The organism is Pusillimonas sp. (assembly GCF_044464525.1).
In the GTDB taxonomy this organism is placed as follows: domain Bacteria; phylum Pseudomonadota; class Gammaproteobacteria; order Burkholderiales; family Burkholderiaceae_B; genus Pusillimonas.
The window spans coordinates 1-11,841 of record NZ_JBIQLE010000053.1; the positions used below are offsets into that span (position 1 = coordinate 1).

The 11,841-nt window shown below is 61.1% G+C and carries 13 protein-coding genes and 1 riboswitch; of the genes, 6 read left to right on the forward strand and 7 right to left on the reverse strand.

Annotated features, from left to right (window positions below; genetic code table 11):
- The coding region (locus ACIY1O_RS17075) for a hypothetical protein (RefSeq protein ID WP_397476291.1) at nt 1-194 on the forward strand (194 nt) is incomplete at its 5' end.
- On the opposite strand, the gene metF is transcribed toward ACIY1O_RS17075, so the two are convergent.
- The 6 genes from metF to metK form a co-directional block, all read right to left on the reverse strand.
- Nucleotides 191-1,039, reverse strand: coding sequence for a methylenetetrahydrofolate reductase [NAD(P)H] (gene metF / locus ACIY1O_RS17080; protein WP_397476292.1), 849 nt, complete (start codon nt 1,037-1,039; stop codon nt 191-193). The two genes, ACIY1O_RS17075 and metF, sit on opposite strands and share 4 nt — an antisense overlap.
- Entirely contained in the window at nt 1,040-1,375 is a 336-nt protein-coding gene (locus ACIY1O_RS17085; protein ID WP_397476293.1) for a phage holin family protein, read from the reverse strand. It lies immediately after the preceding gene.
- Between the two features lie 72 nt (nt 1,376-1,447).
- Entirely contained in the window at nt 1,448-2,866 is a 1,419-nt protein-coding gene (gene ahcY, locus ACIY1O_RS17090) for an adenosylhomocysteinase (RefSeq protein WP_397476294.1), read from the reverse strand.
- 71 nt (nt 2,867-2,937) lie between these two features.
- Nucleotides 2,938-3,037: riboswitch (S-adenosyl-L-homocysteine riboswitch) on the reverse strand.
- Nucleotides 3,038-3,058: 21 nt separating this feature from the next.
- On the reverse strand, nt 3,059-4,426 hold the full coding sequence (locus ACIY1O_RS17095; RefSeq protein ID WP_397476295.1) for a CynX/NimT family MFS transporter: 1,368 nt from the start codon (nt 4,424-4,426) through the stop codon (nt 3,059-3,061).
- A gap of 3 nt (nt 4,427-4,429) precedes the next feature.
- A complete protein-coding gene (locus ACIY1O_RS17100) occupies nt 4,430-4,663 on the reverse strand; it encodes a DUF1289 domain-containing protein (protein ID WP_397476296.1) in 234 nt (77 codons plus the stop codon).
- Nucleotides 4,664-4,842: 179 nt separating this feature from the next.
- Nucleotides 4,843-6,009 (reverse strand): methionine adenosyltransferase, encoded by a 1,167-nt coding sequence (gene metK / locus ACIY1O_RS17105; RefSeq protein ID WP_397476297.1) that lies wholly within the window; start codon nt 6,007-6,009, stop codon nt 4,843-4,845.
- Between the two features lie 239 nt (nt 6,010-6,248).
- On the opposite strand from metK, the gene ACIY1O_RS17110 reads away from it, so the two are divergent.
- The 5 genes from ACIY1O_RS17110 to xerC all read left to right on the forward strand — a co-directional run bounded on the left by ACIY1O_RS17110 (nt 6,249) and on the right by xerC (nt 10,888).
- On the forward strand, nt 6,249-7,199 hold the full coding sequence (locus ACIY1O_RS17110; protein WP_397476298.1) for a lysophospholipid acyltransferase family protein: 951 nt from the start codon (nt 6,249-6,251) through the stop codon (nt 7,197-7,199).
- Nucleotides 7,200-7,212: 13 nt separating this feature from the next.
- Nucleotides 7,213-8,103, forward strand: coding sequence for a lysophospholipid acyltransferase family protein (locus ACIY1O_RS17115; RefSeq protein ID WP_397476299.1), 891 nt, complete (start codon nt 7,213-7,215; stop codon nt 8,101-8,103).
- Nucleotides 8,104-8,228: 125 nt separating this feature from the next.
- On the forward strand, nt 8,229-9,230 hold the full coding sequence (dapF, locus tag ACIY1O_RS17120; protein ID WP_397476300.1) for a diaminopimelate epimerase: 1,002 nt from the start codon (nt 8,229-8,231) through the stop codon (nt 9,228-9,230).
- Nucleotides 9,227-9,913 carry a DUF484 family protein gene (locus ACIY1O_RS17125; protein ID WP_397476301.1) on the forward strand — a complete coding sequence of 229 codons (687 nt, stop codon included), beginning with the start codon at nt 9,227-9,229 and terminating at the stop codon, nt 9,911-9,913. Before dapF ends, ACIY1O_RS17125 begins: the two co-directional genes overlap by 4 nt.
- The gene (xerC, locus tag ACIY1O_RS17130) at nt 9,914-10,888 is read left to right on the forward strand and encodes a tyrosine recombinase XerC (protein ID WP_397476302.1); all 975 of its coding nucleotides are present in this window, start codon (nt 9,914-9,916) and stop codon (nt 10,886-10,888) included.
- A gap of 29 nt (nt 10,889-10,917) precedes the next feature.
- Here xerC and ACIY1O_RS17135 read toward each other — a convergent pair whose 3' ends face one another.
- Entirely contained in the window at nt 10,918-11,841 is a 924-nt protein-coding gene (locus tag ACIY1O_RS17135) for a metal ABC transporter solute-binding protein, Zn/Mn family (RefSeq protein WP_487047377.1), read from the reverse strand.

Here is an 11,841-nt window from a genome sequence, read left to right on the forward strand (position 1 = left end):
GGATCTTTATATGCCGAAACCGGGTGGAGGCGTCCATTCCATTGCCCTCAGCGCTGCGCGCTTCGGAGCTCAGACAGGCTGTCGTCGACTTCCCCCGCCTGGGCACGAGAAATTCGGCGCGCGCTGAACGGACAAAGAACTATATGCCGCCCCTGGCCCTGAAGTTAGATGCTGACGATGACGGAAACTTCTAAGCAGCTACGGTGCTTGGAACGCTTAGGTTGCGCGTGATGGCCAGGGTGGGCTGGGCGTTGTTGAGGGTGTAGAAGTGCAGGCCTGGGGCCCCTTGGTCCAGCAAGGTTTGGCACAAGCGGCTGACGACTTCTTCGCCGAAGGCACGGATGGAGGCTTTGTCGTCGCCGAATTCGGCCAGACGCAGGCGTATCCAGCGTGGCACTTCGGCTCCGCACATGTCAGAAAAGCGCAGCAGTTGGGTGCTGTTGGTGATGGGCATGATGCCCGGCACGATGGGCACCGTCACGCCGCGCGCGCGGGCGCGGTTGAGGAAGTCGAAATAGGCCTCGGCGCTGAAGAAGTATTGGGTGATGGCGCCATCGGCGCCGGCCTGTACTTTTTCGATGAAATAGTCCAGGTCGGCGGCGGCGTTGCGGGCCTGGGGGTGCATCTCGGGGTACGCGGCCACCTCGATGTGGAACCAGTCGTTTGTGGTTTCGCGAATGAAGCGCACGAGTTGGCTGGCGTAGTGAAGCTCGCCGGTGTCGCCGCCCATGCCGGAAGGCAGGTCGCCCCGCAACGCCACGATGCGGCGTACGCCCTGCTGTTTGTAGGCTTGCAGGATATCGGCCAGCACGGCGCGAGTGGCGCCGATGCAGGAAAGGTGGGGCGCAGCATCGAAGCCCAGCTTTTGCAAGATTCCGACGGCGTCGGCGGTGCCGCTGCGGGTGGAGCCGCCCGCGCCGAAAGTGACACTGACATATCCGGGCTGCAAAGCCTCAAGCTGCTTGGCCGAACGGATGAGTTTTTCCTGGGCGGCGTTGTCGCGCGGGGGGAAAAACTCTAAACTAAACAAAGAACTCATTTAAGCGATAACCCGCGAGAGCAGGCCCGAAATAATGCTGTAGACCAGTGCGCCCAACATGGCCCACCAGAAGCCGTTGACATGAAAGCCCTTTAGCACGGAACCTGCGAACCAGAACACCAGGGCGTTGATGACGAGCAGGAACAAGCCCAGCGTGACGATGGTAACCGGCAGGGTAAGCAGTATAAGCACTGGCTTGACCAAGGTATTGAGCAAGCCCAACACCAGCGCCGCTATCAGCGCTGCCCAGAATGATGCGACCGTTATGCCCGGCAAAATGTAGGCGACGATTAGCAAGGCCACCGCGTTTAGAATCCAGATAAGCAGAATTTCCATGGTCGGGCTCCTATAGTGCCGGACATCGCGCCGTGAACCCGGCGCGCGATCCGGCTGTTTTTTGATTAGCGCTTAATAGCGGTAATGCTCGGGTTTGAACGGGCCATTGACGGGTACGTTGATGTAGTCGGCCTGCTCGGGGCTAAGTTCGGTAAGCTGCACGCCCAGTTTCTTCAGGTGCAAGCGCGCCACTTTTTCGTCGAGATGCTTGGGCAGAACATATACCTGGCCTTTGGCGTAGGCGTCGCCCCGCGTAAACAGTTCGATCTGGGCGATGGTTTGGTTGGTGAACGACGCCGACATCACGAACGAGGGGTGGCCGGTGGCGCATCCCAGGTTGACCAGGCGGCCCTTGGCCAGCAGGATGACGCGCTTGCCGTCGGGGAAGATGATGTGATCCACCTGGGGCTTAATCTCTTCCCATTGCAGGTCTTCAACGCCGGCAACGTCGATTTCATTATCGAAGTGGCCGATGTTGCAGACAATGGCCTGGTCTTTCATGCGCTCCATGTGCCCGCGCGTGATCACGTTGTAGTTGCCGGTGGCGGTAACGAAGATGTCGGCCTTGTCGGCGGCTTCTTCCAGGGTTACCACCTTGTAGCCTTCCATCGATGCCTGCAAGGCGCAGATGGGATCAACTTCAGTAACCCAAACCTGGGCGCGCAGCGCGGCCAGCGCCTGGGCGCAACCCTTGCCAACGTCGCCAAAGCCGCAGACCACGGCGATCTTGCCGGCCACCATAACGTCGGTGGCGCGTTTGATACCGTCGACCAGCGATTCGCGGCAGCCGTACAAGTTGTCGAACTTGGATTTGGTGACCGAGTCGTTGACGTTGATGGCCGGAAAGGCCAGTTCGCCCTTTTTGGCCATCTGGTACAGGCGATGCACGCCCGTGGTGGTTTCTTCGGTAACACCCTGGATTGTCACCAGACGCTCGGAATACCAGCTTGGGTCGGTGGCCAGCTTGGCCTTGATGGACGCAAACATAACGCGCTCTTCTTCGCTACCCGGTTTGGCCAGCACCGATATGTCTTTCTCGGCGCGCGCGCCCAGGTGCAGCAGCAAGGTGGCATCGCCGCCGTCGTCAAGGATCATGTTGGCGTGACGGCCTTGGGGCCAATCAAATATCTGATGGGTGTACTGCCAGTAGTCTTCAAGCGTCTCGCCCTTGATGGCGAACACGGGGGTTCCGCCGGCAGCGATCGCCGCGGCGGCGTGGTCTTGGGTAGAGAAGATATTGCACGAAGCCCAGCGCACCTCGGCGCCCAGCGCCACCAGTGTTTCGATCAACACCGCGGTCTGGATGGTCATGTGCAGGCTGCCCGCAATGCGCGCGCCTTTCAGGGGCTGGGCGGCAGCGTATTCTTCGCGGGTGGCCATCAGGCCAGGCATTTCGGTTTCGGCAATGGCGATTTCGCGGCGGCCCCATTCGGCCAGCGAGATATCGGCGATCTTGTAATCAGAAAAAGTGGTGTCGGCAACAGTGTTCATGGAGATTCCCAGTAAACCTGTGCAGGACGAAGAGGTTTGAACGGCTTGGCTCATCTTCGCCTGCATTCAGGAGATGATGAGCGCCGTTAAATGCTAAAGAATCCTGAGCCTAGCGGGGCAGCGAACGCCAATAATGGCCCGCCTGCACCCGTCGCAGCGCTCCTCAGGAAAAGTGGCGTCAATTGTAGCCGATTACTGAATAAGCCGCGCCCGTCCGGCCAGCAGCCCCGACCACATGGCCGCCACGATCAAGAACACCAAAAACGCCATCACGGCGTTCCAGTCGCCCGTGTATTCGTGCAGCATCCCCACCACCAGGGGCGCGGCCGCTGCGATAAGGTAGCCCACCCCTTGCGCCATGCCGGAAAGCGAAGCCGCCACCTGGGGGGTGGGTGAGCGCAGCACCAGCAAAGACATGGCCACGCTGAACATGCCGCCAAAGCCCAGGCCAAACACCATCGCCCAGAAATAGATCATGTCCATCGAGGCATAGATCATGCCCAGCAGGCCTACCAGCACCAGCATCAAGAAGAGAAAAATCATCGGCCGCTGGTCGCGGCCACGTGTTGCCAGCCACGGCCCTGCGATCGAGGTGGAAAGCTGCAGTGTCATCAGCCCGGCCAGCACAAAGCCAGCATCCACCGCACTAAGCCCGCGCTCGATAAGTATCAGCGGCAGCCAGCCGAACACGCAATAGGCGACTGCGCTTTGCGTTCCCATAAAGAGCGTCACCTGCCACGCCAGCCAACTCTTGCGCAAGCGCGGCTCGGCGCCGGGCCTGGGCATGTCGAGAGTGGTTTCGTGTTTTACCTGAGGGGCCCATACCAAGACGGCCAGCAAAGCCGGCACCACCCAGAACCCTAAAGAGAAACGCCAGTCGCCCAGCCAAAGCTCGAGGGGTACCGCGACACCCGCGGCCGTCGCCGCGCCCGCCGCCAACGCCGTGGAGTACAGCCCCATCATCAAGCTAGCGTTAACGGGAAAATGCCGCTTGATCAGGCCCGGTAAAATCACCATGACCACGCTAATAGCCAGCCCCAGAAGGAAAGTGCCGGCGAACAAACCCAACGACCCCAGCGTGCTGCGCAGCGCTATGCCCGCGGTGAGGGCCACCAAGCTGTACAGAATTAGGCGCTCGGGCGTTTGCAGACGCAACAAGCGCGGCGCAAACGGCGCAAATATCGCGAAGCACAAAACCGGCAAGGTAAACAGCACACCCAGCTCTGTGCCCGATAACCCCAAGCCCGTCCGAATCGAATCGACAACCGGCCCCACGCCAATCAAGGCAGCCCGCAAATTCATCGACACGTAGGTGATCGTAATCAGCAATATCAGCTGCGTCGCACGTCTTTTCCCCGTACCGGTGCGAGGTTTGCCCTTATGGCTTGCATCGACGCTCTGGGCAAGCCGGGTTTCAGGCGCCGAACCTGTCCCTGCAGCGGAAACAGGCTTGGACGACTGTTCGGTCGGCTCAGACAACCGCTCTGTCATGTCTCGTTTCTCGGCTGAGGCTTCGTCGTCACGGTCGGGCGGCATGGCAGGCACAGCGTTATCTTTCACTATTTATCCATTCCGTCTTGGATACCCTTCTTTAAGTATTCTTTCCCACACAGCGCGCTTTTCTTCTTCCGAGAAAAACACCCAGTTCGCCACTTCCATCACCGTGCGCCCGCAACCCCGGCAGACATCATCGTAAAGCGTTGAGCACACCGCCACGCAGGGCGAGTCGCGTTCATCAGGATTGAAAGAAGGGTCGCGTCCCGTTTCGTCGGGCGTCCACTTGCCATTGTCGGCCATAAAAACTCCTAATCCACCCAAGCGCGCACGATCTCCGACAAGGCCGCCGCCGCGTCGCAAAGCCCGGCTGCTACATCCCGGGGACACAGATAAAGAGCAAGGCCCCGCGCTTATACAAAGCATGGCGCCCCGCCAAAACAAGGCGCGCAATGCATAAGCCGGGAGGCTGTGGCCGGCGATCAGGCCGCTTTCTTAAGTACCTGCACCTTGTCGGTGGCTTCCCAGGAAAATTCGGGTTCGGCACGGCCGAAGTGGCCGTAGGCCGCCGTTTTGGCGTAAATGGGGCGCAGAAGGTCGAGCATGTTGATAATACCCTTCGGCCGCAGGTCGAAGTGCTCGCGCACCAGCATTGCAATTTGCTCGTCGCTGGTTGCCCCCGTGCCGTAGGTATTGACCGTGATATTGATGGGCTCGGCCACGCCAATGGCGTAGCTGATCTGCACCTGGCACTGGCTTGCCAGGCCCGCCGCCACAATGTTCTTGGCCACGTAGCGCGCGGCGTAGGCCGCCGAGCGGTCGACCTTGGAAGGGTCTTTACCCGAGAAAGCGCCGCCGCCGTGCGGGCAGGCGCCGCCATAGGTATCGACGATGATCTTGCGGCCGGTAAGCCCGCAATCGCCCTGGGGGCCGCCAATGACGAAGATGCCCGTGGGGTTGATCATGAACTTGGTTTGTGCCGTAAGCAGGCCGCTGGGGAAGCTGGGCTTGATGATTTCTTCGATGACCGCCTCGCGGATGTCGGCCTGCGAGATATCGGGCGAATGCTGGGTGGAAAGCACCACCGTGTCCACTTCGACTGGCTTGCCGTCGACATAGCGGAAAGTAACCTGCGACTTTGCGTCGGGACGCAGCCAGGGCAGGCGCCCGTCTTTGCGAAGCTCGCTTTGGCGCTGCACCAGACGATGCGAATACCAGATGGCGGCGGGCATGTAGTCGGGCGTTTCATCGCAGGCGTAGCCGAACATAAGGCCTTGGTCGCCAGCGCCCTGGTCCATATTGGCCTCGGGGTTGCGGTCGACGCCCTGGGCGATGTCGGGCGACTGCTTGTCGTAGGCCACCAGCACGGCGCAACCCTTGTAGTCGATGCCATAGTCGGTGTTGTCGTAACCGATGCGCTTGATCGTGTCGCGCGCCACCTGGATATAGTCTACGTTGGCGGTGGTGGTGATTTCACCAGCCAGCACCACCAGGCCCGTATTGGTAAGGGTTTCGGCGGCCACCCGCGCATACGGGTCTTGGGTAAGAATGGCGTCGAGGATGGAATCAGAAATCTGGTCGGCGACCTTGTCGGGGTGGCCTTCGGAAACAGATTCAGAAGTGAAGAGGAAATCTTTATTAGCTACCACGGCGATGCGTCCTATGAGCCTGCAACGGCTCGTTAGTGTTGAACGAAACGCGTTGCACCTCGGCTTGAACGGCTTGCTACACGGGGCGCGACGCTTTAGCAGTATTTAGACGAATTGAGCAAGCCCGATGTCGTCATCGCTCCGCAAGTTGTCGGTTAACTCAGCGATAGCTCGCATTTTAAGCGAAAATACCGCACTGGGCTTCTTATCAATAATTACAAAAGGGTTATAAGGGTTTCATGCTGTTGACCGTATTCCGTTTTCTGGCGTGGCTGCCGCTGCCTTTACTGCACGCAGTGGGCCGCATGGCCGGGCGCATCGCCTATGCCAAGCCGGGCAAATACCGTCATCGCATCCAAGAGCATGCACGCCAGGCCGGCTACACCGACCCTGCGTTTGCCGGACGTGCCGCCGCCGAGGCCGGCGCCATGGTCATGGAGTTGCCCAAAGTGTGGCTGCGCAACGAGCAAAGCCTGGCAAAAACAGTTAGCAACGACAACGCCGTGGTCGAAACAGCCCTGGCCGAAGGGCGCGGCATTCTCTACCTTACCCCCCACCTGGGCTGCTTCGAGATCGCCGGCCGCTACCAGACACTGCACGGCCCCATCACTGTCATGTTCCGTCCGCCGCGCAAAGAGGTTCTGGCGCCGGTAATGGAAAGCGCCCGCAACACGTCGGCGCTGCGCGCCGTTCCCGCCACCATGCAGGGCGTGCGCGAGTTCGTGCGCGCCCTCAAGCGCGGCGAAGCCGTGGGCATGCTGCCTGACCAGGCGCCGGCACAGGGTGACGGCGTGTGGGCGCCCTTCTTTGGCCGCCCCGCCTACACCATGACCCTGGCCGGCAAGCTGGCCGCACAAACCGGCGTGGCGGTTATCTTGACCGCCGGCGAACGCCTTCCGCACGGCAAGGGATGGCGCATACACTATCTGCGCCTGCCCGACCCCTTCCCCACCGACCCGCTGGAGCAGGCCACTCTTATCAATCAAACCATGGAAAGCCTCATACGACGCTTTCCCGAGCAATACCTATGGAGCTACAACCGCTACAAGACACCCGCCGGCGCCCCGCCGCCGCCCGCTGCTGGTGTTACGGGGCAAGCAGCCGCGCAGCACACCGAAAGCTCGTGCGACACATTTGCAGCCAGCGCGCCGAACGAAGAGCGCGCGGCCGGCTCGGACAACAAGAGTTGATGTTGGTCGCGGCATGAAAGTAAACAAGACCCGCCTGCTAAGCGCCATATTCTCGTACTTCGGCCGTCGCCCCACCCGCACTCGCTTGCGCTGGGGTCGCATACTGGGCTGGCTCACGCCGCGCCTGCTGGGCTCGCGGGCGCACATCGTACGCACCAATCTAAAAATCTGCTTTCCCCAACACAGTGAGCAACAACGCGAAGCCATGCTGCGCAAGCACTTTCAGTTGCTGGCGCAGTCGGTGGTCGATCGCGGCCTGCTGTGGTTCGGCGAACGCCGGCGCATCGAAGACACCATATCGATATCCGGCCTTGAGCATCTGCAGGCCCTGCTTGACGCCAAAAAACCCATCATTCTGCTTGCTCCGCACTTCATCGGCCTGGATGCCGCCGCCACGCGCCTGACCCTCTTTCTAGAAACCTCGGCCACCCTGTACACCCCGCAAAGCGACCCTGAAGTAGACCAACTGGTGCGCCACGGCCGGGGGCGCTTCAATACCGTGCACCTGATCAGCCGGCGCGACGGCGTGCGGGGCCTGATTCGCCAATTACGCAACGGCGTGCCCGTGTACTACCTGCCCGACATGGACTGGGGCACCGAAGGCGCCGTATTCGCGCCTTTTTTCGGCGTTCCAGCCGCCACCCTGCTTACCACCGCGCAAATTGCCAGGACGTGGAAGGCGGCCGTCGTGCCCATCGTCAATCGGCTTGACATCGAGACAGGGCACTACCATGTCGACGTACTGCCGCCCATTGCCGACTTTCCTGGGGAACAGTCACTGGAAGAGGCCACCGCGCGCTTGAATTGCCTGATTGAATCCTGGGTCGAACCCGACCCGGCGCAGTATTATTGGGTACATCGCCGCTTCAAGACCCGTCCGCCGGGCGAAGAGCGGCCATATTGAAAATGGCCTCACGCGCGTCCGGCCCTTGTGCTTTAACTGCAACAATATCCCGTGCTTGATGCAATAGCCAATATGAATGCATCGCTTTCACTCAAACCGCGTTCGAACAGCCACTCAACACCAACATGATCTGGAATTTCACCAAAATGCAGGGCGCCGGCAACGATTTCGTTGTGCTGGACGGCGTGCGTCAATCCATCGAGATGACGCCGCAGCGCGCCCGCGCGCTGGCCGATCGGCATTTCGGCATTGGTGCGGATCAAATCCTGCTGGTCGAGCCGCCCCGGCACCCCGAGGCCGATTTCCGCTACCGCATCTTCAACGCCGACGGCGGCGAAGTAGAGCATTGCGGCAACGGCGCACGCTGCTTCGTGCGCTTCGTACATGAACAGAAGCTATCGGGCCGCAACCCGTTGCGGGCTGAAATCAGCACCGGCCTCATCACGCTTACCGAAACGCCCACCGGCGAAGTAACCGTCGACATGGGCCGAACACGTTTCGACCCCGCCGATGCCGGATTCGACACCCAGGGCCTGGACTCGCGTCCTTGCGGCGAAGACACACTGTGGCTGTTGCCGCTACCGGGCAGCTTCAAAGGCCTGGGCAACGCAGATTCCATTTCCCGCAGCGCCACGCCCGATCACTCGGGCGGCGCGCATGCAGATAACGATGAGCACTCTCCCCGGCAACAGCACGGCGAAACGGTGGCGCTTTCTGTGGTGGCCATTTCAAACCCCCATGTCGTTCAAGTTGTGAACAACGTGGAAACCGCCCCCGTGGGCCAAACCGGCCCTTTCATCGAATCACACCCGCGCTTCGCGCACCGCGTCAACGCCGGCTACATGCAGGTTATAGACCGCCACACCATCAAGCTGCGCGTCTTCGAGCGCGGCGCGGGCGAAACCTTGTCTTGCGGCACCGGCGCTTGCGCTGCGGCCGTTGCAGGTATACGCCGAGGCTTGCTCGACAGCCCCGTGCTGGTCCATACTCGGGGCGGGCCGCTAACCATTACCTGGCGCGGCGGCGAACTACAGCTTGCCGGCCCCGCTGTCAGCGTATTCAGCGGCCAGGTCGATATCGACGCCCTAACAAATTCCATCCCTTTCAAGGAAGTACCGCACCCATGAGCACCAGCCTCAACGCCGAAGACGTGGCCCAATTCCTGCAAACCAACCCCGACTTCTTCCAAGAGCACGCCGGCTTGTTCGCCAACCTGCGCGTGCCCCATCCCCACGAGACCCGCGCCATTTCGCTTGGCGAGCGCCAGATCATGACGCTGCGAGCCAAAACCAAAGACCTGGAATGGAAGCTTTCGGGGCTTATACACAATGCGGCCGGCAATCAAAAAATCAGCAAGACGCTAATGGCCTGGTGCTGCCGCATGCTGGCCGAAGACGACGCCACCCAACTGCCCGGCCACATCGTGCGCAGCCTGGGCGATCTGTTCGACCTGCAAGCCATCGCACTGCGCCTGTGGGGTTTATCGGCGCTGGCCGACAGCGAGTTCAACCAAGACGTCACCGACAGCATCCGCCAATACGCCCGAGACCTGGCCAAACCCTATTGCGGGCCCATGCAAAACCAAGAGGCCGCCGGTTGGCTGGGCACGCCGCCCGCTTCGCTGGCCATTGTCGCCCTGCGTCCGGCCGACTCTGACGAACCCTTCGGACTGCTGGTGCTGGGGTCAGACGACCCCGAACGTTTCACTGCCGACATGGCCACCGACTTCCTTAGCACGATCAACGACCTGGCCAGCGCCAGCCTGTGCCGCCTGCGCACGCCGGTACACATGTCGCCTGAAAGCGCATAAATGGTCACGCCAATAGCCGATCTGCCGCAGCCAATGCGGCAATGGCTGGAATACCTGCACGGCAACCGCCGCTATTCCAGCCATACCCTACAAGGCTATCGGCGCGATCTTGCCCACCTGGCCCAGCTGCACCCCGGCGCCAGCCTGGAACACTACACCGAAAGCCATATCCGCCAGGCCATTGCCCGCCTGCATGCCCAGGGCCACCAGCCACGCAGCCTGGCTCGTGCCCTGGCCGCATGGCGCGGCTTCTTCAAATGGTGGGCGCCCCAAGCCGGCATGGCTCAAAACCCCGCCGCCGGTGTGCGCGCTCCCAAAGTGCCGCGCAGCCTGCCCAAGGCCCTGTCTGTAGAGCAAGCACAAGTATTGCTCGACCGCCCCGGCCTGCCCGAACCCACCACCCCCATCGAATGCCGTGACCAGGCCATGTTCGAAGTGCTGTACTCAAGCGGCCTGCGCCTGGCCGAGCTTGTCAGCCTCGACTGGCGCTACCTGCGCAGCGGAAAATACGAATCGCAAAGCTGGATCCAGCTGGAAGAAAATGAAGCCACCATACTGGGCAAAGGCGGAAAAAAGCGTAGCGTTCCTCTGGGCAAAATGGCTTGCCAAGCTATAGTTCGCTGGCTTGAAGCGCGACCAAAGCTGGCCGGCGAAGCCTCGCCCGAACTCGACCCCGATACCTATGCCGCTCTATTCGTGGGCGCGCGCGGCAAGCGTATTTCGCCGCGCGTCGTGCAACGGCAATTGAATCAAGTGGCGGCCCTGGTCGGCCTGCCGGTAAACGTGCACCCGCATAGCCTGCGCCACAGCTTTGCCAGCCACCTGCTGCAATCCGCGCAAGACCTGCGCGCCGTGCAAGAACTGCTGGGCCACGCCAACATTTCCACCACTCAAATCTACACCAGGCTAGATTTCCAGCACCTGGCCAAAGCGTATGACCAGGCGCACCCTCGCGCGGGGCGGCGGCGCGACTAACTTAGCTCGCGCCGGGCAACGCAGTAACATCAACGCGCTGGCGTCAGGGCATAGATCAACTGCCCGGCGTTCCACTTGAACATTCCCAAATAGGTTCCGGCCGGCTGGTCGGGTTCGCCGAGCGTATCGGCATACAAGGTGCCGCCCACCGATACGTCCGTCTCGCGCGCTATTTGTTCGACCAGCCTTGGGTTTGTGGCGCCCTCAAGAAACACTGCCGCTCCGCCCAGCGAGCGTATCTCATCCACGATGGCCGCGACATTGCGCGCAGAGGCCTCGGCCTGGCTTGAGATGCCCGCAAGCGGGATGAATTCGATGCCGTATTCCTGGCCGAAGTATCCCAAGGAATCGTGCGGCACGACCACCTTGCGCCGTTCGGGCGCGATCTGGTCCAGGGCTTGCCGCACTTGCGTGTCCAGCTTTTTCATCTCTTCGATGTAGCGATCAGCTCGCGCTGAATAGGTCGAAGCATTCGCCGGGTCGGCCTTGGCCAGCCCTGCAGCGATATTGCGCGCGTACATCATCCCATTGGTAAGGCTTTGCCAAGCATGCGGATCAATATCGCCCGCATGTGTATGGGTGGCGGCCTCGTCACCCAGCAGTCTTGGCTCGACACCTTGAGAAGCCACGATCTTCAAGCCCTGGAAATTCGACGCCTCTACAAGGCGCGGCAGCCAGGTCTCGAAACCCAGCCCATTTACCACCAGGACGCGCGCGTTCGCCAGTGCGCGCGCATGCTCGGGTGTGGGTTCAAAAGCATGGGCGTCGCCCCCCAGGCCGATGATATTGGTCAATTCAACATAATCGCCGCCAATTTCAGCCACCATATCGCCGAGGATGGAAAAACTGGCCACCACGGGCATGGGCTTTGTCGGCGCCTTATCAGCCGCTTTATCAAGTGTAGTAGCCGTGGCAGCCGCTATATTCAAGGTCAGGAACAGGGTCGCAACCAA